Raw genomic sequence first — 21,731 nt, 5'->3', positions numbered from 1 at the left:
GGGGTCAAGGGCCAGGAGTTTCTGGCCCTTGACCTTTTTTGCGGAAGGCGCAAGGCTATGCCCGTGGGCTTTGTAACCTCCCCTGCCTTGAGCTGGATAGTGGGCCTCACCCTTCTCCCCTTTTTTCTCCAGTTCCTGGGGTTGGGCCTGAGCGAGGTGCTGGGGCAAGGGCTTTGCGGAAGCGCCCTGGGGGTTTCCGAGGCGGAGGCTGTCCGCTACGGTCTGGTGAGCGAGTATTACCTTTACGGCCAGCTCTTCCTTGTTTTGCTGGCCCTAAAGGTCACCTACGCCCTTGTCCTGATCACCCTGCGCTTCATGTACCCCAAGGGGGAACCCCCCTTCGCCCCCTGGGTGTGGCGCGTTGGGGTGGGGCTTTCCACCGTTTTCCTCCTGCTCTTCCTCCTCACCCGCACCCTGCCCCTACCCTTCGCCACCCCCCTGGGGCCAGCCCTGCTTTCCCCGGCCCCCTTGGACCCCCTTTCCCTGTTGATGGTCCTTCCAGAACCTCCCCTGCTTTTCCTTTACCTGAGGTACCGGCCATGAAGCTTCCCGCGCAAGTCTACCTCCTGGGCCTGGTCAGCTTCCTCATGGACGTGGCCAGCGAGATGGTCTATCCCCTTTTGCCCCTCTTCCTCACCAGCCTGGGCGCAGGGGCTGGAACCCTCGGCCTGGTGGAGGGGATAGCCGAGGCCACCGCCAGCCTCTTCAAGGTGGTGGGGGGACGGGTTTCGGACCGGGTGGGCCGGAGAAAGCCCCTGCTCCTCCTGGGCTATGGCTTACCCGCCTTCTTAAGGCCCATCCTGGCCCTGGCGCAAAGCCCAGGGCACGTCCTTCTGTACCGTTTTCTGGACCGTCTCGGGAAGGGCCTGCGCACCGCCCCCCGGGATGCCCTCCTTGCGGAAACCGTGGATAAGGGCGCCCTGGGACGGGCCTATGGCCTTCACCGGGGCCTGGACACCTTGGGGGCCACCGTGGGCCCCTTCTTGGCCTTCCTTCTCCTGCCCCATCTGGGGGTGCGGGGCGTCTTCTGGCTTTCCGCCATCCCCGCCTTCTTGGCCTGGCTCACGCTTCTTAGGGTCACGGAGCCTGGCCCGGCCAGGGCCGCCCACACCCCCCCTCCCCCCCTTCGCCTGGACTACCTGAAGACCCTCCCGGCCGCTTACCGGCGCTTCCTTCTGGTTTCCGGCATCTTTGCCCTGGCCCTCTCCTCCAACGCCTTCCTGCTCCTGCGCCTTAAGGACCTAGGCCTCTCGCAGGAGGAGGTCACCCTGGCCTACACGGGCTACAACCTCCTTTACGCCCTTCTCTCCTACCCCTTGGGGGGGCTTGCCGACCGGGTGGGGTTGAGGCGGGTGGTGGCCCTGGGGTTTGCCCTTTACGCCCTGGTCTACCTGGGCTTCGCCTGGACCCAGACCGCCCTGGGGGGCGTGGCCCTGCTTCTCCTTTACGCCCTGTACTCCGCCGCTTTTGAGGGGTCAAGCCGGGCCTACCTGGCCACCCTGGTACCCCAGGAGGCCAAGGCCACCGCCATCGGCCTGTACCACACGGTGGTGGGGGTTTTGCTCTTCCCCGCAAGCCTGATCTTCGGTTGGCTATGGCAAGGCTATGGCCCTGCGCTGGCCTTCGCCGTGGGGGCGGGTCTGGCCCTTTGGGCCCTCCTCCTTTTCCTGCTTGACGGAAGAAAGGGCAGGTCCTAACCTGGAGGAGGCCCTTTGGGGCCTCGAGGAGGAAGGGGCCAAGAGCGCCTTCCCCCCTGACGGAGGTGAGGATGCCCATCAGCAAGGAAGAAAAGCAAAAGGTCATAGCGGAGTACGCCCGCTTCCCCGGGGACACGGGGAGCACCGAGGTGCAGGTGGCCCTGCTCACCCTGCGCATCAACCGGCTTTCCGAGCACCTCAAGGTGCACAAGCACGACCACCACTCCCACCGGGGTCTCTTGATGCTGGTGGGGCAAAGGCGCCGGCTTCTTCGTTACCTGGAGCGGGAAGATCCGGAGCGCTACCAGGCCCTGGTTGAGAAACTGGGCCTTAGGAAGTAAACTGGTATCCAGGTCGGGGGCGGGGCCTTTGGGCTCCGCCTTTCGCTTGAGGACAACCATGGCAGAAGGCACACCCAACACCCCAAGGGCCGAACGGTACGAAACCCAGGTGGCTGGCCGCCTCCTGGTTCTGGAAACCGGAAAGTACGCCAAGCAGGCCTCCGGATCGGTCCTGGTGCGCTACGGCGACACCGTGGTCCTGGCCACGGCCCAGGCCTCCGAGGAACCCATTGAGGCGGATTTCCTCCCCCTCACCGTGGAGTTTGAGGAGCGGCACTATGCCGTGGGCAAGATCCCGGGGAGCTTCATGCGCCGGGAAGGGCGCCCTGGGGAAAAGGCCATCCTCTCCGCCCGCATGACGGACCGGCCCATCCGCCCCCTTTTCCCCAAGGGGTTCCGCCACGAGGTGCAGGTGATCATCACCGTGCTCTCCGCCGACCAGAAGAACCCCCCGGACATCCTGGGGCCCACGGCGGCCAGCGCCGCCCTGATGCTTTCCGACATCCCCTGGGAGGGCCCGGTGGCCGCGGTTAGGGTGGGCCTCCTCGGGGGGCAGTTCGTCCTGAACCCCACCCTGCAGGAGCTGGAGGAAAGCGCCTTGGACCTGGTGGTGGCGGGAAGCCGCAACGCCATCCTCATGGTGGAGGCAGGAGCCCAGGAGGTGGACGAGGAGACCCTCGTCCAGGCCTTGGAGTTCGCCCACCGGGAGATGCAGCCCATCCTGGACCTGCAGGAGGCCATGGCCCGCGCCCTGGGCAAGCCCAAGATGGCCTGGACGCCTCCCGAAACCCTCTCCGAGGAGGAGAAGGAGGCCCTCTACCGCCTGGCCCTGGAGCGGGGGCTTTCCGGGGTGCTCCAGACCGCCAGCAAGGGGGAAAGGAGCCGGGCCCTCGAGGCCTTCGCCGAGGCCCTGATCGCCGAGGCCCTGCCCAAAGGGGAGGACGGCACCCCGGACGAGAGCCGGAAGCCGCTTTACGAAAGCGCCTTTGACGAGGTGGTGCGCAGGGAGCTCAGGCGGCTGGTGCTGGAGGAGGGTAAGCGGGCGGACGGCCGCACCCCCAAGGACCTCCGCCCCATCTGGATCGAGGTGGACGTCCTGCCCCGCACCCACGGCTCCGCCATCTTCACCCGGGGGGAGACCCAGGTGCTGGGCACCGTGACCCTGGGCACCGGCCGGGACGAACAGATCATCGACGACCTGGGGATCGACGAAACGGAAAAGTTCCTGGTGCACTACAACTTCCCCCCCTTCTCCACCGGGGAGGTGAAGCGCTTAAGGGGGGTTTCCCGCCGGGAGATCGGCCACGGCAACCTGGCCAAGCGGGCCCTGAAGGCGGTCCTCCCCCCCGAGGAGGCCTTCCCCTACACCATCCGGGTGGTGGGGGACGTGCTGGAATCCAACGGCAGTAGCTCCATGGCCACGGTCTGCGCCGGCTGCCTGGCCCTCATGGACGCGGGCGTGCCCATCCGGGCCCCCGTGGCCGGGGTGGCCATGGGCCTGGTGTGGGAGGGGGACCGGGCGGTGATCCTCACCGACATCCTGGGCCTGGAGGACGCCCTGGGGGACATGGACTTCAAGGTGGCCGGTACCCGCCGGGGGGTCACAGCCTTGCAGATGGACAACAAGGTGGGCGGGCTTCCCCGGGAGGTGCTCAAAGAGGCCCTCATGCAGGCCCGGGAGGCCCGCCTGAAGATCCTGGACCTCATGGAGAGCGTCCTCCCCGCCCCACGCCCCGAGCTCAAGCCCTTTGCGCCGCGTATCCTTAGCCTCAAGGTGCCGGTGGAGAAGATCGGCCTCGTCATCGGCCCAGGGGGCAAGAACGTGCGCGCCCTAGAGGAACTCGGGGTGGAGGTGGACATCGAGGAGGACGGGACGGTGCGCATCTACTCCAGCGACATGGAGGCGGCCCAGAAGGCCAAGAAGCGCATCGAGGAGCTCACCATGGAGGCCAAGGTGGGCGAGGTGTACGAGGGCACCGTGACCAAGATCACCCCCTTTGGCGCCTTCGTGAGCCTCTTCCCCGGCACCGAAGGGCTCCTCCACATCAGCCAGATCGCCCCCGGCCGGGTGCAGCGGGTGGAGGACCACCTGAAGGTGGGGGACGTGATCAAGGTGAAGGTCCACCGCATTGACGAACGGGGCAAGATCGACCTGATCCGCCCCGAGCTGGAAGGCAAGATCCCCCCCAGGCGGCGCGGCTAGCCCCTGGGGGTTTCCCCTCAGCGCCCATCCCGGCCAGGCCGGGAAGATAGGAGGTTTATGGAAGAGCAGGCGCGCAAACCGAGGCGGCGGCGGAGAAGGCCGCAAGGAGGAGGCGGAGCAACCGGCACCGGTCCCCAGGACTTCCTGGAGATCATCCCCTTAGGGGGGATGGGGGAGATCGGCAAGAACATCACCGCCTTCCGCTTCCGGGACGAGATCTTTGTGCTGGACGGAGGACTGGCCTTCCCCGAGGAGGGGATGCCCGGGGTGGACCTCCTCATCCCCCGGGTGGACTACCTGGTGGAAAACCGCCACCTCATCCGGGCCTGGGTCCTGACCCACGGCCACGAGGACCACATCGGGGGGCTTCCCTTCCTCCTGCCCATGGTCTTCGGCAAGGACTCCCAGGTGCCCATCTACGGGGCCAAGCTCACCCTGGGTCTTCTCAAGGGGAAGCTGGAGGAGTTCGGCCTGAGGCCGGGAAGCTTCAACCTCAAAGAGGTTTCCCCTGACGACCGCATCCAGGTGGGGCGGTACTTCACCCTGGACCTTTTCCGCATGACCCACTCCATCCCCGACAACTCCGGGGTGGTCATCCGCACCCCCATCGGCACCATCGTGCACACCGGGGACTTCAAGCTGGACCCCACCCCCATCGACGGGAAGGTTTCCCACCTGGCCAAGGTGGCCCAGGCGGGGGCGGAAGGGGTTTTGCTCCTCATCGCCGACTCCACCAACGCCGAGCGCCCCGGCTACACCCCGAGCGAGATGGAAATCGCCAAGGAGCTGGACCGGGCCATTGGCCGGGCCCCGGGAAGGGTCTTCGTCACCACCTTTGCCAGCCACATCCACCGCATCCAGGCGGTGATCTGGGCGGCGGAGAAGTACGGGCGCAAGGTGGCCATGGAGGGGCGGAGCATGCTGAAGTTCAGCCGCATCGCCCTGGAGCTGGGCTACCTCAAGGTGAAGGACCGCCTCTACACCCTGGAGGAGGTGAAGGACCTTCCCGACCACCAGGTGCTCATCCTGGCCACGGGAAGCCAGGGCCAACCCATGTCCGTCCTCTCCCGCCTGGCCTTTGAGGGCCACGCCAAGATGGCCATCAAGCCCGGGGATACGGTGATCCTCTCCTCTAGCCCCATCCCCGGCAACGAGGAGGCGGTGAACCGGGTGATCAACCGCCTCTACGCCCTGGGGGCCTACGTCCTCTACCCCCCCACCTACAAGGTGCACGCCTCCGGCCACGCCTCCCAGGAGGAGCTGAAGCTCATCCTGAACCTGACCACGCCCAAGTTCTTCCTGCCTTGGCACGGGGAGGTGCGCCACCAGACCAACTTCAAGTGGCTGGCCGAGGCCATGAGCCGCCCCCCGGAGAAGACCCTCATCGGGGAAAACGGGGCGGTGTACCGCCTCACCCGGGACACCTTTGAGAAGGTGGGCCAGGTTCCCGCGGGCGCCCTCTACGTGGACGGGCTAGGGGTGGGGGACATCACCGAGGAGATCCTGGCCGACCGCCGCCACATGGCCGAGGAGGGCATCGTGGTCATCACCGCCCTGGCCGCCCGGGACCCGGTGGTGGAGGTGGTGTCCCGGGGCTTCGTGAAGGCGGGGGAAAGGCTTCTTGGGGAGGTGAAGCGCATGGCCCTCGAGGCCCTGCAAAACGGCCTTCGCGAGAAGAAGCCCCTGGAGCGCATCCGGGACGACATCTACTACCCGGTGAAGAAGTTCCTCAAGAAGGCCACGGGCCGCGACCCGGTGATCCTCCCCGTGGTCATTGAGGGGTGAGGCATGTACCAGAGCCTTCTCCTTCCCACCGACGGCAGCGAGGCCGCTGAGCGTGGCGTGCGGGAGGGCCTCCAGCTGGCCAAGGCCCTGGGGGCCAGGGTGGCCCTCCTGTACGCCCTGGAACCCTTGGGGCCCAGGCTCCTCCTGGGCCCGGAAACCCTCCCCTACTACCAGGCCCTGCTGGAGGACCTGCGCAAGGAGGGCCTGGCCGCCCTGGACCGGGCCACCCGCCTGGCGGAGGAACTGGGGGTGGCCTTTGAGGCCCATCTCCTCGAGGGCCGGGCAGCGGAGACCATCCTCCGCGAGGCGGAAAAGCACGACCTGGTGGTCATGGCCTCCCATGGGCGGACGGGGCTGGACGCCGCCCTCTTGGGGAGCGTGACCCTGGAAGTGGTACGGCGCTCTTCCAAACCCGTGTTGGTGGTCCCTTACCGCAGGGCGTAAAGCCAGACCAGGCGCAAAAGGTAAAGCCCAAGAAGGGTAAGGGTGTCCCAAGAAAGCACCGCAAGCTTTCTCAGGGCCTGGTAGCTCATGCCCAAGAGCACCACCCCGTACATGGCCAGGGCCACCAGCACCGCGGCCAGGTGGCTTTCGTGGGCGGCGTGGAAAAAAGGGCCCGCATAGAGGAAGTCGTCCCAGGCCAGGATGAGGGCGTTGAAGAGGTTGCTCCCCAGGAGGTTGCCCACCTTGGCCTTTACCCCTTAACCCCCTTCCGCCATACTAGCCGGTCTACCCCTTCGGCCAGCAACCAGGCAAGCAGGGCCATGCCCAAGACCATCCCCCAGATCCACCCCGGCACCAAGACGGCCTCCAAAACCCCAGGGGCCAGGGTGCCAAGGAGGAGCTGGATGAGGATGCCCAAAACCACCGCCCCGTGCAGGTAGGGGTTAGGGAGGGGCATGAAGTGGGTATGCCTGGCCGCATAGGCAAAGAAAAGCTGGCCCAGGGTCATGAAGTGGAAGGTGGCGGTGCGGGCCACCTCGAGCTGGGAAGACATCCCCACAAAGCTCCCCCACCTCGGCATCAGGCCCAGGATGGCCAGAGCAAAAAGGGCCTTGAGGCTCCCGGTGACCAGGATGAACCGCCAGGAAGGCGGATCCAAAAGAGGGCTTTCCTTGGGCCTGGGGGGTCGGTCCAGGACCCCAGGGTTGCGGTCCAAGGCCAGGGCCAAGGCGGGAAGGCCATCCGTCACCAGGTTGATCCAAAGGATCTGCACCGCCGTGAGGGGAAGGAGAAGCTGCCCCGCCTCGTCCCTCAGGTGGAGAAGGGCGGATAACCCCATGCCCAAGGCCACCACCAGTATCTCCGAGAGGTTTGTGGAAAAGAGGAAGCGGATGAACTTTTGTATGTTTTCATAGATGCTCCGCCCCTCCTCTATGGCGGCCACGATGGTGGCGAAGTTGTCGTCCATGAGGATCAGGTCCGCCACCTCCCGGGAGACATCCGAGCCCCGTTGGCCCATGGCCACCCCCACGTCCGCCCGCTTGAGGGCCGGGGCGTCGTTCACCCCATCCCCCGTCATGGCCACCACCTCCCCAGCCTTCTGCAAGGCTGCTACAATGCGGAGCTTGTCCTCGGGGCGGACCCGGGCGAAGACGTCCACCTCCAAAAGCTCCTCGTCGGAAAGCTCGGCGATCTCCTCCCCGGTGGCCACGGTTTCCACCGGCAGGCCCACCTGGCGGGCGATGGCCAGGGCCGTGGCCGGGTGGTCCCCGGTGACCATCACCACCCTGATCCCCGCCTTCAAGACCTTGGCCACCGCCTCGGGCACCTCGGGGCGGGGAGGATCCAGGAGAAGGGCAAAGCCCAGAAAGCTTAGGCCCTCTTCCCGTTCCCCCTCGCCCCAAGCCAGGGCCAGAACCCGGAAGCCCCTTTGCGCATGGGCCTCCGCCTCCTCCAAAAGGGAGGCCTTTTCCCCTGGCTCCAGGGCAAGGCGGGGGATAAGGGCCTCGGGAGCCCCCTTGAAAAAGCTGCCCCTGGGCGTGGTCACCCGCATGTACTTCCAGGCGCTGTCAAAGGGCCTTTCCGAAAGCCTGGGGTTCTCCTGACGGACCCGCTTCACGTCCAGGTGCCGCGAGGCATAGCGCAGAAGGCCCAGCTCCAAGGGGTCCCCCGCACCCGTTTCCAGGTCGGCGTCGTTGCAGAGGGCCATGGCCAGGAGGGCCCCTTGGGGGTCTGGGCCCACCACCCCCTGCACCTCCATGCGGTTTTCCGTGAGGGTACCGGTCTTGTCCGTGGCGATGACCGTGACGCTCCCCAAGGCCTCCACGGCCGCCAGGCGGCGCACCACCGCCTTGCGCCGGGCCATGCGCTCCACCCCCAGGGCCAAGGCCAAGGTAAGCACGGCCGGAAGCCCCTCCGGCACCGCCGCCACCGCCAGAGCCACCGCGAAAAGGAGCACCTTGGCGGAAAAGCCTTCCACCAGAAAACCCAGCGCCACCAGGGCCACGGCAAGAACCACCACCCAGCGGGCCACCCGATGGCCGAAGGCCTCGAGGCGCCGCTCCAAGGGGGTTCTCTCCTCCTCCATCGTGGCCAGGAGCCCGGCGATCCGCCCCATGGCGCTGTTCAGGCCCGTGCGGGTCACCTGCAAAAGGGCCCTGCCCCGCACCAAAAGGGTGCCGGAGAAGACCTCCTCCCCTTCCCCCTTCTCCACCGGGACGCTCTCCCCGGTGAGCACGCTTTCGTCCACCAGAACCCCGCTGGCCTCGAGGAGGAGGCCATCCGCCGGGATGCGGTCCCCCGCCTCCAGGCGCACCACGTCCCCCGGCACGATCTCCCGGCTGGGAAGGCGCTGGAAACGCCCATCCCTTAGGACCCAGGCCAGGGGCTCCGCCATGGCCTTGAGGCGCCTTAGGGCCTCCTCGGAACGCTTCTCCTGGAGGGTGCCAAGCCCGGCATTGAGGAGAAGGATGGCCAGGATGGCCAGGGATTCCAAGGGAAGCCCGTGGGCTCCCTCATAAAGCCAAAGGCTCAGGTCCACCAGCAGGGCGAAAAGGAGGATGTAGATGAGAGGGCTTTGGAACTGACGCAGGAACTTCCGCCAAAGGGGCTCGGGCGGCTTCTCCGGAAGGGCGTTGGGGCCGTATTCCGCCAGGCGTTTTTCCGCTTCCTTTGAGGTCAGCCCCTGCATGGGGGCATGATACCAAGGCCCTTAGGGGCTTATTGTCCCCAGGGACAGGCTTCGGATATGATGGACCCATGCTGCAGTACCCTGAGCTACCCCTAGAAAGCCCCCTCATCGACGCCGAGCTCCCCGATCCCAGGGGCGGGCGGTACCGGCTTTCCCAGTTCCAGGAGCCCCTTTTGGCGGTGATCTTCATGTGCAACCACTGCCCCTACGTGAAGGGCTCCATCCGGGAGATCGTCTCCCTGGCGGAGAGGTACCGGGGCCGGGTGGCCTTCGTGGGCATCAACCCCAACGACTACGAGCGGTACCCCGACGACGCCCCGGACAAGATGGTGGCCTTCGCCGAGGAGCATGGCATCTTCTTCCCCTACCTCCTGGACGAAACCCAGGAGGTGGCCAAGGCCTACAAGGCCTTGCGCACCCCCGAGGTCTTCCTGTTTGACGCCAGGCGCCTTCTCCGCTACCACGGCCGGGTGAACGACAACCCCAAGTTCCCCGACCAGGTGCAAAGCCACGACCTGGAGGCGGCCCTCGAGGCCCTGCTGAAGGGGGAGGAACCTCCCCTCAAGGAGGCCCCGGCCCTGGGCTGCACCATCAAGTGGCGGCCTGGCAATGAGCCCGAGGTCAAAATCGGTTAACCCCGTTTCCTGGGCCTGTTAGGATGGTGCCGTTTTGGCCTGCCGTTTCCAGGGCAGGCAGGAGGTTTTATGCGCGTACTGGTGACGGGTGGAGCAGGGTTTATCGGTAGCCATATCGTGGAAAGCCTTTTGGAAGAAGGCGTGGAGGTGGCCGTTCTGGACAACCTCTCCACGGGCAAGCGGGAAAACGTCCCCCAGGGCGTCTACTTCTACAAGGTGGACCTCCGGGACCGGGAGGGTTTGGAAAGGGTGTTCCGGGAGTTTCGCCCCACCCACGTGTCCCACCAGGCAGCCCAGGCCTCGGTGAAGGTGAGCGTGGAAAACCCCACCCTGGACTTTGAGGTGAACCTTCTGGGCGGCCTGAACCTCCTCGAGGCCATGCGCAAATGGGGGGCGGAAAAGATCGTCTTTGCCTCCACGGGCGGGGCCATCTACGGGGAGGTGCCCGAAGGGGAACGGGCCGAGGAGACCTGGCTCCCCAGGCCCAAAAGCCCCTACGCCGCCAGCAAGGCGGGCTTTGAGCACTACCTTTCCGCCTACGGGCAGAACTACGGGCTCAAGTGGGTCTCCCTCCGCTACGCCAACGTCTACGGCCCCCGCCAAGACCCCCACGGGGAGGCCGGGGTGGTGGCCATCTTTGCGGAAAGGGTGCTCAAAGGGGAGCCGGTGACCCTCTACGCCAGGAGGACCCCAGGGGACGAGGGGTGTGTGCGGGACTACATCCACGTGGCCGATGTGGTGCGGGCCCACCACCTGGCCCTAAAGGGCCTGGAGGGGATCTACAACGTGGGCACCGGGGAAGGGCACACCACCCAGGAGATCCTCATGGCCGTGGCCGAGGCCGCCGGGCGGACCCCTGAGGTCAACCCCGCCCCGCCCCGCCCCGGGGACCTGGAACGGAGCGTGCTCTCCCCCTTCAAGCTCATGGCCCACGGCTGGCGGCCCGAGGTGGGTTTCCAGGAGGGCATCCGGCTCACCGTGGAATACTTCCGCACCCGTTGACATACCCCCCACCCCTATCTGATGATGGGGGGTATGAGCGTCCGTTTCTTCCATCCCGCCTGGTTCGCCATGGTGATGGGGGGAAGTGGGGTGGCCCTTGCCCTCCACCGCTTTGGCCTCGAGGCCCTAGCCCTGGTTAACCACGGGGTGGTGGCCCTTCTCTTCCTCGCCAGCCTGGGCATCTTCCTGGCAAAGCTTTTCGGCCACCGGGACCGGGTCTGGGAAGAACTCCATCATCCCCTTCTTTCCCAGCTCTACGCCACCTTCCCCCTGGCCTTTTTGCTCTTCAGCCTGGCCAGCCACGAGGTTTTGGGGCAAGGGAAGCTGGCCCTGGTCCTCTTCGCCGTGGGCTCACTCCTGGTCCTCTTCCTGAGCTTCCTTCTCAGCTATTTGATCTTCACCCGCATGCGCCTTCCCTTTGAGGCCGCCAATGGCACCTGGTTCATCCCGCCGGTCTCCTCCGTGGTGGTACCCCTGGCGGGAGGCCCCCTCCTGCCCCTCATGGGCCCTTGGGCCAAGGAGGCGTTCTATTGGATGCTCATGTTCCTCGGGCTTGGCCTCGTCCTCTTCCTTTGGGTGGGGGCCAACCTCCTGGCCCGCCTCTACGCCCATGAACGCCCGGCCCCCGAGCTGGTCCCCAGCTTTTTCATCGCCATGGCCCCGGTGGGGGTGGGCATCCTCGCTCCCCTCTCCCTCCTCAAGGGGGCCCAGGCCCTGGGCTTTTTCCCAGGGAGCCTCGAGGCCCTATACCTTTTCGGGATCGCCCTTTGGGGCCTGGGCGGGTGGTGGTTTGTCCTGGCCATGGCCCTTTTCCTGGAAAACCTTCTCCTCCACCGGGTGCGCTTAGGGTTCCAGCCCGGACTGTGGGCCTTCGTCTTCCCCCTGGCGGCCTTCACCCTGGCCACCAGGGCCCTGGCCGAGGGCCTATCCAGCCTCCTCCTGCACCTCCTAGCCCAGGGGCTCCTCCTGGTGCTTCTGGCCTTCTATCTGCCCCTTTTGCTCCGGAGCCTCCTGGCCTTTCTCCGCCTGGAAGCCCTCCGGCCCCTTGGCCAACAGGCGCCGGGCCAGGCGAACCCGGGCCCGCAGGGCCGCTAAAGCCTTCCTTTCCTCCTTAAGCCCCCTTTTGGCCCGGGCCAAGGCCTCCGCCCGGGCCCTGGGCCCCACACCCCCCAGGACCTCCCGGCGGGCCAAGAAGCCCTCGAGGCTCATCCAGGCGATGAGCTCCTCCCGTTCCACCCCCAGGAGCTCCGGCCTCACCCCAGGCAACGCCCCCTGGACCCGCCGGTAGGCCTCGGCGAGGGGTACCCCCTTGCGCACCAGGAGGTCCACCGCCTCCGAGGCCAGCACCTCCGGGGAGAACTCCTCCAAAAGAAGCGCCGGCTCAAAGCGGCTTTCCTCCAAGGCCACCCGGGTGAGCTCCAAGGCGGCCTCGGCGCTTTCCAAAAGGGCCGTCAAGGGCTCCAGCACCCCGGTGGAGTGGTCGTTCAGGTCGGTGAAGGGGGTGTTGTGGTTCAAGAGGGCCAGGGTCCCCACCCCGCCCACCAGCTGGCCCGCATGGATGCGGGCGTGCTCCAGCACCACCGGGTTCCGCTTCTGGGGCATGAAGCTAGAGCCCTGGGCCAGCCCCTCCCCCACCACGAAGGCCCCCCGCTCCGCCAGGGCCAGGAGGTCGGTGAGGAAGCGGGAGAGGCTGGCCCCCAGCCCCGCCAGGGCCGAGGCCAGCTCCAAGGCGTAATCCCCCGAGGCCACCGCATCCAGGGTGTTCTCCACCGGTCCGGCAAAGCCCAAGAGGGCGGCGAGCCGCCGCCGGTCCACGGGATAGGGGTTCCCCGCCAGGGCGCTGGCCCCCAAGGGGCAACGGTCCAGGGTCTCCAAGGCCTGCCTCAAGCGGCGGAAATCCCTCCCCAAAAGCGCCTCCACCCCAAGGAGGTAGTGGTCCAAGGTGGAGGGCTGGGCCGGCCGATGGTGGGTGCGCAGGACCAGGGGTACCCCGGAGTGGGCCTCGGCCACCCGGAGCATGGCCCCCCGCAGGCGGAGAAAATCCCCCAATAAGGCCACGGTGCGGTCCCTCAGGTAGGCGCGGAAGGCGGTGAGGTCCAGGTCGTTGCGGGAAAGCCCCCGCCTGACCACCCCCGCCACCTCCTCCCCCCAGTGCTCGGCCAGCTGGGAGTAGATGGAGAAAAACACGTCCTCCACCTCCCCCGTAAAGCTGGGCAGGGGAAGGGTGCGGAGTTCCTGCAAGGCCCTCACCGCCGCATCGGCCCGGGGGAGGCCCAGGCGGGCAAGCTCCATGGCGTAGGCGGTGAGGGCATCAAAGAAGTGGGGCACCAGGGCCTCCCGGGCGAACCGGTAATGGCGGCCCAGGACAAAGCGGCGATAGACCGCATGCCAACGCATGATCCCATCCTAGGGCCTCAGGGCCAGCACCCCCAAAAAGCCCCCTTGACCCAAAGCCCCAGGCCGGTAAAATGTTACCAACCGCCCGGTTGGCAGGGAAGGAACCGCATCCCCGTCGCCTTTTGGGCCACAAGGGCCTTTTCCCAACCGGCGGCCCGCTGGGCTAAGCCCCCAGGACTTGCCGGAAAAGGGCAGCCGTGGTATGGTGGCACCGAGCACAAGCGGAAAGGAGGCAAACCATGAAGCGCAGGGAGTTTTTGAAGAAGCTGGGTGTGGGCACCTTGACGGCCTTGGGCATGCCCTACTTCGCCACCGCCCAAGCCCGGCCGGTGAAGCTGGCCGCTCTTCTGCCCCTAACGGGGCCCTTCGCCTTTGCCGGCAACGCCGGCCGGGAGGGGTTCGTGGACGGGGTGGATTACGTGAACGAGGTCCAAGGCGGCATCGGCGGGCGCAGGCTGGAGCTCATCGTGGAGGACACCGGCTACGACGTGGCCAAGGGAACCGCCGCCTTCAACCGGGTGGTATCCCGGGAGCGCCCCGACGAGCTCCTCTTCGTCTATGGGGACTCCACCGGCCTTTCCAAGGCCCTGGCTCCGGAGATCGCCCGCATGGGCCTACCCTACTCCGCCACCAGCTTCGCCAACGAACTGGCCGACCCCAAGACCTACCCCACCATCTTCGTCTTCGGCCCCACCTACAACGACATGATGGAGGCCCTCCTGCGGCAGATCCGCCTGCAAAAGGGCCGGGCCAGGATCGCCCTGGTCTACTCCAACACCGAGTTCGGGCGCGACCCCATCCCCTACGTGAAGGAAAGGGCCAAGGCCCTGGGCATGGAGGTGGTGCACGAGGAGGTGACACCCCCCGCCTTCACCGACGCCACCCCGGTGGTGCTGAACCTCCGCCGGGCGAACCCCGATTTCGTCATCCTCCAGGGCTACGCCCTCTCGGTGGAACCCCTGATCCTCCGCACCGCCCGGGAACAGGGCCTGCAGGCCCAGTTCATGGGCACCTACTACTCCGCGGAACTGGCCCTCATCCAAAGGGCAGGCCCGGCCGCCGAAGGGTTTACCGTCACCTACCACAACGCCTACTGGTACGACACCCTGGTGCCGGCGGTGGACGAGATGCGGAAGTTCCGCCAGCGGAAGGGGCGGGACGTCTCCTACCGCCCCACCTACTACATGGGCAGCCTGGCAGTGGCCCTGGCCGTCGCCGAGGCCATGCGCCGGGCCGCCGGAGCGGGCAAGCTCAGCCGGGCCGGGGTGGTGGAGTACCTGGAGAAGCTGGGGGACTACAACGGCCTCGGCCTGCAACGGAGCTACCAGTTCGTGAACCACCGCCTCCCCTACACCAAGCTCTACCGGGCCAGCGTGAGGGAGGGGCGTTTCAACGCCATCACCAACTGGATTAAGCTGGCCTAACAAGCCCGCCTCCCGGATCCTGGGGGCTTTGCAAAACGCCCATGTCCGACCTCCTCCCCTACCTCATCGGCGGCCTAGGCAATGGGGCCCTCTACGGCCTTCTGGCCCTGGGGTTCGTCCTGGTCTACCGGGCCACCAGCGTGGTGAACTTCGCCATCGGGGAGTTCCTGCTGGTGGGGGCCTACCTCACCTACACCTTCGCCCTCTTCCTGCCCCTCCCCTTGGCCATGCTGGCCGCCCTGCCCGCGGCCCTTCTCTTTGGGCTTCTGGTGGAGCGGGGTTTTGTGCGGCCCCTCCTGGGGCGGAACGTGGTGGCGGTGATCATGGCCACCATCGGCCTGGCGGCGGCCCTGGACGGCGGGGTACAGCTCCTCTGGGGCCCGGACCTGAAGTACCTCAACGGGGAGCTGCCCCAGCTGGGCTTTCAGCTGGGGGATGCCTTTGTGCCCTCCCGGGCCGTCTGGAACCTCCTGCTGGCCCTGCCCTTGGGCCTTGGCCTCCTTTGGCTCCTCCGGAGAAGCCGCTATGGGGTCCTGGTGCGGGCCATCTCCGAACGGGAGGTGGCCGCCCTGGCCCTGGGCATCCCCACCGCCCGCATTTTGGCGGGGGTTTGGGGCATCTCCGCCCTCCTCGCCACCCTGGCCGGGGCCCTTCTGGCCGTGGCCAGCGGGGTGGGCCCCAACCTGGTCTTCTTGGGCCTCAAGGTCTTTCCCGTGGCCATCCTGGGCGGGCTGGACTCGGTGGGCGGGGCCCTGCTGGCCGGGTTTCTCCTGGGGATCCTCGAGGCCCTTTCCCAACGGTACCTGGAACCCCTCCTCCCCGGCTTCACCGAGGCCCTGCCCTTCGTGGTGGTGCTTCTGGTCCTTCTGGTGCGGCCCTATGGCCTGTTGGGCGAGCGGCAGATCGAGAGGGTGTGAGGCCACCCCACCCTGGCTTGGGCCAAGGTGGGGCCCCGGTAACGACCTTCTCCAAGCCTCGAGGCGAGGGAAAAGATGGGAAGAAACGGCATGATCCTGTCCGTAGAGAACCTCAAGGTGGTCTACCGGGGGGTGATCCTGGCCCTGGACGGGGTTTCCCTGGAGGTGAGGGAAGGGGAGGCGGTGGCCCTCCTGGGGCCCAACGGGGCGGGCAAGAGCTCCTTGGTGCGGGCGGTGGCGGGCCTCCTCCCCAAGTTTGAGGGGCGGGTGCTGGACGGGCATGTGCGCCTCTTCGGCCAGGAGGCCACCCACCTGGACCCGGTGCGCATCACGGGCTTGGGGCTTACCGCGGTCCTGGAGGGGCGCCCCCTCTTCCGCTACCTGACCCCCGTGGAGAACCTGGTGGCCGCCGGGCACCGCCTCTCCTCCCGGGAGCTTAAGGAGGGCATGGAGGAGGTTTTCGCCCGGTTTCCCCGGCTCTACGAAAGGCGGCACGAGCAGGCAGGTTACCTCTCAGGGGGGGAGCAGCAGATGCTCCTCCTGGGCATGGCCCTCCTCACCCGGCCCAAGGTGCTGGTGGTGGATGAGCCCTCCTTGGGCCTCTCCCCCAAGCTGGTGGAGGAGGTGATGCGCACCCTGGACACCCTGAGGAAGGAGAAGGGGCTAAGCCTCCTCCTGGTGGAGCAAAACGCCCGGGCCGCCCTCGCCATCGTGGACCGGGTTTACGTGCTGGAGCGGGGCCGGGTGGTGTTTGAGGGGGATGCCAAAACGGCCCAGGAGGACCAGGACGTGATGGAGTTTTACCTGGGCAGGGAAGAGGTGGGCTTCCGCCAGGCCAAGCGCTACCGTAGGAGGAAGCGGTGGGTGTGATCCTCGAGGCCAAGAACCTCCACCTCGCCTTCAAGGGGGTGAAGGCCCTGACGGGGGTGGAGTTCAGCGTAGCCGAAGGCGAGTTCTTCGCGGTGATCGGGCCCAACGGGGCCGGAAAGACCACGCTTTTGAACGTGCTTTCCGGGGTGTACGAGCCCGACAAAGGCGAGGTGGTCTTCCTGGGCCAAAACCTCCGGGGGAAAAGCCCCCAGGACAGGGCCCGCATGGGCCTAGCCCGCACCTTCCAGGGCCTGGAGATCTTCCGGGGCTTGAGCGTTTTGGACAACGTGAAGCTGGGGGCCGAGCTGGCCCTGCCCACCTACCCCTTGGCCCTACCCCGGGCCGAGCGGGAATGGCGCCTCCGGGCCTGGGCCGAGGAGGTCCTGGACTACCTGCACCTCTCCCCCTTCCGCCACGCCCCCGCGGGCATGCTTCCCTATGGGTTGCAAAAACGGGTGGAGGTGGCCCGGGCCCTGGCCAGCCGGCCCAAGCTCCTCCTCCTGGACGAGCCCATGGCCGGGCTCTCCCTGGAGGAGAAGCAGGACCTGGCCCGGTTTCTCCTGGACGCCCGGGAGGAATGGGGGGTTACCCTCCTTTGGGTGGAGCATGACCTGAGGGCGGTCCTGGAGCTTTCCGACCGGGTCCTGGTCCTCTCCTACGGGGAGGTGCTCTACCATGGCCCCCCACAAGGGGTGCGCCAGGATCCCAAGGTGGCGGAAGCCTACCTGGGGCAAGCTTGAGGCACTATGGAAGGAACGCTTCTTGCCTACCTGCACCGCCACGCCACGGAGCGGCCCCACGCCCCCGCCTTGCGGGTGAAGCGGCTTGGGGTGTGGCAGAAAACCTCCTGGAAGGAGCTCCTAGAGCGTACCCTCCGCCTCGCCGGGGGGCTTTGGGCCTTGGGCCTTCGGGAAGGGGAGGTCCTGGCCATCCTGGGGCACAACGCCCCCGAGTGGGTGGAGGCGGAACTGGCCGCCCAAACCCTCGGGGCCTTGCCCATGGGCATCTACGCCGACGCCATGCCCGAGGAGGTGGGCTACTTCCTGGAGTTCACTGGGGCCAAGGGCATCGTGGTTTCCGACGAGGAACAGCTGGACAAGGTCTATCCCCACCTGCACCTGGTGGACTTCGTCCTGGTCTGGGAGGAGGCGGGGATGTCCCGCCACTTCCAAGGCAAGGTCCGGCGCTTCAGCCAGGCCCTGGGCGACCCTAAGGTGGGGGAGGAGGCCCTAAGGAGGCGCCACCCCGAGGAGATCGCCCTCCTGGCCCCCACCTCGGGCACCACGGGGAGGAGCAAGCTGGCCATGCTGTCCCACCGCAATCTTCTCGCGGGCCACTTTGCCGTGGGCCAGGCCTTGGGCTTCCAAAAGGGGGCCTGGGTCTTCAGCTACCTGCCCCTTCCCTGGATCGGGGAGCAGATGCTCACCGTGGTGCAGAGCCTGGTGGAGGGCTCCACTGTGCACTTCCCCGAGGACCCCACCACCCTGAGGGAGGACCTCAAGGAGGTCCAGCCCGACTTCTTCCTGGCTCCCCCCCGGCTTTGGGAGGATATGGCCAGCCTCATCCAAAGCCGCATGGCGGACGCCGACTTCCTCAAGGCCTTCTTCTACCGGGTGGGGATGGGGGCCCTCCTGGAAGGGGCAAGCCGGGAGTTCCGGGGGGAGAGGGTGGGCTTTTGGCTCAACCTCAAGCGGGCCCTCTTCTACCCCCTCATCGCCAGGCCCCTTAGGGCCAGGCTGGGCCTCGCCGCCTGCCGCATCGCCGTCACCGGGGGCGCCCCCCTGGGCCCCGAGGTCTTCACCTTCTTCCGCGCCCTGGGGCTGGACATCCGCCAGGTCTACGGCCAGTCGGAGACCGCCGCCGCCACCACCGCCCACGCCACCGGGGACGCCCCGCCCGAGACCGTGGGCCCTCCCCTTCCCCAAACGGAGGTGCGCATCAGCGAGGAGGGGGAGATCCAGGTGAAGGGGCCCCAGGTCTTCCGGGGGTATTTCCGCCAGGAGAAGGCCACGGAGGAAAGCTTCACCGAGGATGGCTTCTTCCGCACCGGGGACGCGGGCTTCTTTGACGAGCGGGGGCACCTGGTGATCCTGGGCCGGGTGAAGGAGGTGGGGGCCCTGCTGGATGGGACCCGGTTTGCCCCCCAGTTCCTGGAAAACCGCCTGAAGTACTCCCCCTACATCCGCGAGGCCGTGGTGCTGGGGCATGGGAGGCCCTTTGTGACCGCCCTCATTGAGCTGGATCCGGAAAACGTGCAGAACTGGGCCAGGCGGCGGGGCATCCCCTTCACCACCTACCTCTCCCTCACCGAGCGCCCCGAGATCAAGGCCCTGATCGCCGAGGAAATCCGCATGGTGAACAAGACCCTTCCCGAAAAGCTCAAGATCCAGCGCTTCGCCATCCTTCCTAAGGAACTCCACCCCGACGACGAGGAGATCACCCGCACCCGCAAGGTCCGGCGCCAGGTGGTGGAGGCCCGCTACGGCCCGGTGATCCAGGCCCTCTACGGGGAGGGGGGGCGGGTGGAGGTGGTGCTCCCCATCCGCTACCTGGAGGGGGAAGGCAGGCTCGAGGCCACCCTCGAGGTGCAGGAGGTCTAGGATGTACCGCCTGGCCAAACAGCTCACCGACGCCTTTAGCCGCCGTTTCGCCCGGGCGGTGCGGGAAACCTACCGCGAGGACGAGGCCTACGCCAGCACCCCCTTGGGCCGGATGGCCCTTTGGGCCTTTTTGCTCCTCCTTCTCCTCCTGCCTGCCCTCCTCGGCCCCTACCCCATGTACGTGGCCACCCTGGTGGCCATCGGGGCCCTGAGCGCCTTGGGCCTCCACCTCCTGGTGGGGGGTGCGGGGCAGATCTCCTTGGGCCACGCCGCCTTCATGGGCGTGGGGGCCTATGCGGCAAGCCATCTCCACGGCCCCCTGGCCCCCCTGGGCATCCTCCTGGGCGGGGGGATCGCCGCCTTGCTGGGCCTTCTCCTGGGCCTCCCCTCCTTGCGCATCAAGGGGGTGTACCTGGCCATCGCCACCTTGGCCTTCCAGTTCCTGGCGGACTACGTCTTCAAGAACTGGGAGGCGGTCACCGGGGGGATCCGGGGGCGGACCCTGCCCCCTGCGGAGCTCTTCGGCCTGGCCTTGGACACCCCGGAAAGGCTTTGGTACCTGGTGCTCCTCTTCGCCCTACCCCTCTTCCTCTACGGCAAGCGCCTCCTCATGACCCGGGCGGGCCGGGCCTTCATGGCGGTGCGGGACAACGACCTCTCCGCCCGGGTGGCGGGGGTGGACCTGGTGCGGGTGAAGCTTTTGGCCTTTGCCCTCTCCGCCTTTTACGCCGGGGTGGCGGGGGGGCTTCTCGCCCAGCTTTACAAGGCGGTGACCCCCGAGTACTTCCCCCTCACGGTGAGCATCCAGTACCTGGCCATGGTGATCGTGGGCGGGGCGGGCACGGTGCTGGGAGCGGTTCTGGGGGCCTTCTTCGTCCTCCTGATCCCCGAGGTGCTCAACAGCCTGGTGGGGTCCTTAGGCCCGCAGTACGCGGCCACCCTGGCCGCCTGGCGCAACGTGGTCTTCGGCCTCCTGATCCTGGGCTTTCTGATCCTGGAGCCCTTGGGCCTGGTGGGCCTTTGGGGGAGGATCCGCAACTACTTCCGCACCTGGCCCCTCCCCTACTGACTAGCGGTCCCAGTCCTTCAGGTGGCGCAAGGCCACGGGAAGGCCGAGCCCCAGCCCGAAAAGGAGGTGGCCGGGGTCCGGGTGCAGGAGGCTGGCCAAGAAGGGCTGGGCCAGGGCCACGGCCAAGGCCGCCCGGTAGGGCCTGCGGAAAAGGGCCTGGAGGAGGGCGAAAAGGGCCAAGCCCCCCAGGAGGAGGCGGGGTCCACCGCCAGGAGGACCCCGGCGGCGGGGGCCAGGGCCTTGCCCCCCGGAGGAGGAGCCAAGGGGAAAAGGCGTGCCCCCAGACCGCCCCCACGCCCCCCGCAAGGCCTCCCCAGGGGCTTCCCGCCGCCCCCTCCCCCAGGGCCACGGCCAGGACCCCCTTGAAGACGTCCAGGAAGAGGACCATGAGGCCCGGCACCGGCCCCAGCAGCCGGTAGGCGTTCAGGGCCCCGGGGTTTCCGGAGCCCTCCTGGAGGAGGTTTCTTCCCCTAAGAGTCCCAAACCAGAAGGCGATGGGGAGGCTTCCCACCAGGTAGCCGAGGAGGAAGGCCAAGGCCATGGTCTAGGAAAGGGCCTTTTGCACCTGAGCCTGAAGCCGCAGCAAGGCCGCCTCGAGGCCCCTTAGGCGCAAGGGGGTGAGGAGCTCCTCCAACCCCGCCCCCTGGTAGAAGGTGGGGGTACCGCCAAGACCACTTCGGGGGGCTCCCCTTCCAGCCCCTCCTTGAGGAGGCCGGCAAAGGCCCTCACCGTGGGGGCCTCCTCGGGGACGAGGAAGTGGAGGCGCACCCTCCCCTCCTCCACCTCCGCCCGCAGGTAGAAGGGGGTCTGGCACTCGTGGACCCGCTCCAGCTCCAGCCCGGGAGGCGGGGCGGGTACCTTCTTGGCGTAGTCCAGGAGCACCTGGGCCTTGAGCTCCTTGGGCAGGGCGCGGATCAGGTCCAGGGCCTCTTGAAGCTTCTTGGGCAGGGCCATGGCCTAAGCTTAGCCCCCCTTGGGAGCGGTCTGGGTGGGGCGGAGCTCTATTTCGCTCACCAGAGCCCTTTCCGGCATCTCCAGGGCAAAGAGCACCGCTTGGGCCACGTCCCCTGGGGCAAGCTTCCAGGAGGCCCCGGGGGCGTTCCCGGCGAAGCCCGTGTCCACCGAGCCCGGCAGGACGTTCACCACCCGTACCCCCGCCTCCCTTAGTTCCAGCATGGCCGCCCCCATGAGGCCCAGAAGGCCGAACTTGCTAGCGTTGTAGGCCGCCCCACCCTTGAAGGCGTTCTTGCCCGCCAGGCTCCCGATGTTCACCACCACCCCCCTGGAGGCCAGGAGGGAGGGCAAGGCCGCCTTGAGGCCCAGGAAGGGCCCCACCAGGTTCACGTCCAAGACCTCCCGGAACTCCTCCTCGGAAAGCTCGTCCAGGGGCTTCATGAGCCCGATCCCGGCGTTGTTCACCAGGGCGTCCAGCCGGCCAAAGGCCCGGAGCACCCCCTCCACCGCCCGCTCCCAGTCCGCCTGGCGGCGCACGTCCCCGGGGAGGGGGATGGCCCCCTCGCCCAGCTCCTCCGCCAGGGACCTAAGCCGCCTTTCGTCCCGGGCCAGGAGGCCCACCCGGTATCCCTTGGCGTGGAGAAGCCGGGCGGTGGCCTCCCCGATGCCCCGGCTTGCCCCCGAGATCAAAACCGCCCGCATAG

At 67.4% G+C, this 21,731-nt stretch carries 18 protein-coding genes and 4 pseudogenes; 16 read left to right on the top strand and 6 right to left on the bottom strand.

Going from position 1 to position 21,731, the window contains the following annotated elements:
* Positions 1–57: 57 nt before the first annotated feature.
* The 6 genes from BS74_RS04770 to BS74_RS04745 all read left to right on the top strand — a co-directional run bounded on the left by BS74_RS04770 (position 58) and on the right by BS74_RS04745 (position 6,470).
* Positions 58–543: a hypothetical protein gene (locus BS74_RS04770; protein ID WP_185747693.1), complete on the top strand. Its 486-nt coding sequence runs from the start codon at positions 58–60 to the stop codon at positions 541–543.
* Complete coding sequence (locus BS74_RS04765) at positions 540–1,697, top strand: MFS transporter (RefSeq protein WP_038056546.1); 1,158 nt, start codon at positions 540–542, stop codon at positions 1,695–1,697. The genes BS74_RS04770 and BS74_RS04765 overlap by 4 nt, the downstream gene beginning before the upstream one ends.
* 71 nt (positions 1,698–1,768) lie before the next feature.
* A complete protein-coding gene (gene rpsO, locus BS74_RS04760; RefSeq protein ID WP_038056544.1) occupies positions 1,769–2,038 on the top strand; it encodes a 30S ribosomal protein S15 in 270 nt (89 codons plus the stop codon).
* Positions 2,039–2,096: 58 nt separating this feature from the next.
* Entirely contained in the window at positions 2,097–4,241 is a 2,145-nt protein-coding gene (pnp, locus tag BS74_RS04755; RefSeq protein WP_038056542.1) for a polyribonucleotide nucleotidyltransferase, read from the top strand.
* A gap of 57 nt (positions 4,242–4,298) precedes the next feature.
* Positions 4,299–6,026, top strand: a complete 1,728-nt coding sequence (locus tag BS74_RS04750) for a ribonuclease J (RefSeq protein ID WP_038056540.1) — start codon at positions 4,299–4,301, stop codon at positions 6,024–6,026.
* Between the two features lie 3 nt (positions 6,027–6,029).
* Positions 6,030–6,470 (top strand): universal stress protein, encoded by a 441-nt coding sequence (locus tag BS74_RS04745; protein ID WP_038056538.1) that lies wholly within the window; start codon positions 6,030–6,032, stop codon positions 6,468–6,470.
* Here BS74_RS04745 and BS74_RS04740 read toward each other — a convergent pair.
* Complete coding sequence (locus BS74_RS04740) at positions 6,455–6,712, bottom strand: hypothetical protein (protein WP_038056536.1); 258 nt, start codon at positions 6,710–6,712, stop codon at positions 6,455–6,457. The genes BS74_RS04745 and BS74_RS04740 overlap by 16 nt on opposite strands.
* An 8-nt stretch (positions 6,713–6,720) precedes the next feature.
* Positions 6,721–9,159 carry a cation-translocating P-type ATPase gene (locus BS74_RS04735; RefSeq protein ID WP_038056533.1) on the bottom strand — a complete coding sequence of 813 codons (2,439 nt, stop codon included), beginning with the start codon at positions 9,157–9,159 and terminating at the stop codon, positions 6,721–6,723.
* 68 nt (positions 9,160–9,227) lie between these two features.
* Between BS74_RS04735 and BS74_RS04730 the strand changes: the two genes are divergently transcribed.
* The 3 genes and pseudogenes from BS74_RS04730 to BS74_RS12355 all read left to right on the top strand — a co-directional run.
* A complete protein-coding gene (locus BS74_RS04730) occupies positions 9,228–9,794 on the top strand; it encodes a thioredoxin family protein (protein WP_038056532.1) in 567 nt (188 codons plus the stop codon).
* A 69-nt stretch (positions 9,795–9,863) separates the two neighbouring features.
* Positions 9,864–10,796, top strand: coding sequence for an NAD-dependent epimerase/dehydratase family protein (locus tag BS74_RS04725; RefSeq protein ID WP_038056530.1), 933 nt, complete (start codon positions 9,864–9,866; stop codon positions 10,794–10,796).
* Between the two features lie 21 nt (positions 10,797–10,817).
* Positions 10,818–11,741: pseudogene (locus BS74_RS12355) on the top strand (SLAC1 family transporter); the annotation flags it as partial.
* Between the two features lie 3 nt (positions 11,742–11,744).
* Here BS74_RS12355 and BS74_RS04710 read toward each other — a convergent pair.
* Positions 11,745–13,193: a lyase family protein gene (locus BS74_RS04710; RefSeq protein ID WP_038056524.1), complete on the bottom strand. Its 1,449-nt coding sequence runs from the start codon at positions 13,191–13,193 to the stop codon at positions 11,745–11,747.
* 239 nt (positions 13,194–13,432) lie between these two features.
* On the opposite strand from BS74_RS04710, the gene BS74_RS04705 reads away from it, so the two are divergent.
* From BS74_RS04705 to BS74_RS04680, 7 genes and pseudogenes are all read left to right on the top strand, one after another.
* Complete coding sequence (locus tag BS74_RS04705; RefSeq protein ID WP_038056523.1) at positions 13,433–14,617, top strand: ABC transporter substrate-binding protein; 1,185 nt, start codon at positions 13,433–13,435, stop codon at positions 14,615–14,617.
* Positions 14,618–14,658: 41 nt separating this feature from the next.
* Positions 14,659–15,534, top strand: a complete 876-nt coding sequence (locus BS74_RS04700; protein ID WP_038056521.1) for a branched-chain amino acid ABC transporter permease — start codon at positions 14,659–14,661, stop codon at positions 15,532–15,534.
* 93 nt (positions 15,535–15,627) lie between these two features.
* On the top strand, positions 15,628–16,404 hold the full coding sequence (locus BS74_RS04695; RefSeq protein ID WP_185747740.1) for an ABC transporter ATP-binding protein: 777 nt from the start codon (positions 15,628–15,630) through the stop codon (positions 16,402–16,404).
* Positions 16,395–16,910: pseudogene (locus BS74_RS04690) on the top strand (ABC transporter ATP-binding protein); the annotation flags it as partial. The gene BS74_RS04695 and the pseudogene BS74_RS04690, both read left to right, overlap by 10 nt.
* Before the next feature lie 6 nt (positions 16,911–16,916).
* Positions 16,917–17,144, top strand: a complete 228-nt coding sequence (locus BS74_RS13190; RefSeq protein ID WP_407702033.1) for an ABC transporter ATP-binding protein C-terminal domain-containing protein — start codon at positions 16,917–16,919, stop codon at positions 17,142–17,144.
* 6 nt (positions 17,145–17,150) lie between these two features.
* Positions 17,151–19,004, top strand: coding sequence for an AMP-binding protein (locus tag BS74_RS04685; RefSeq protein WP_038056516.1), 1,854 nt, complete (start codon positions 17,151–17,153; stop codon positions 19,002–19,004).
* A 1-nt stretch (position 19,005) separates the two neighbouring features.
* Positions 19,006–20,073, top strand: coding sequence for a branched-chain amino acid ABC transporter permease (locus BS74_RS04680; RefSeq protein WP_038056515.1), 1,068 nt, complete (start codon positions 19,006–19,008; stop codon positions 20,071–20,073).
* Here the strand turns inward: BS74_RS04680 and BS74_RS13185 are convergent.
* From BS74_RS13185 to BS74_RS04665, 3 genes and pseudogenes are all read right to left on the bottom strand, one after another.
* A pseudogene (locus BS74_RS13185) lies at positions 20,074–20,614 on the bottom strand (glycerol-3-phosphate acyltransferase).
* Positions 20,615–20,617: 3 nt separating this feature from the next.
* A pseudogene (locus BS74_RS04670) lies at positions 20,618–21,027 on the bottom strand (SufE family protein).
* A gap of 9 nt (positions 21,028–21,036) precedes the next feature.
* Complete coding sequence (locus tag BS74_RS04665; protein WP_038056513.1) at positions 21,037–21,729, bottom strand: SDR family oxidoreductase; 693 nt, start codon at positions 21,727–21,729, stop codon at positions 21,037–21,039.
* Between the last annotated feature and the right edge of the window lie 2 nt (positions 21,730–21,731).

Source organism: Thermus amyloliquefaciens (assembly GCF_000744885.1).
Taxonomy (GTDB): domain Bacteria; phylum Deinococcota; class Deinococci; order Deinococcales; family Thermaceae; genus Thermus; species Thermus amyloliquefaciens.
This window is presented reverse-complemented; position numbering and strand designations above follow the sequence as displayed.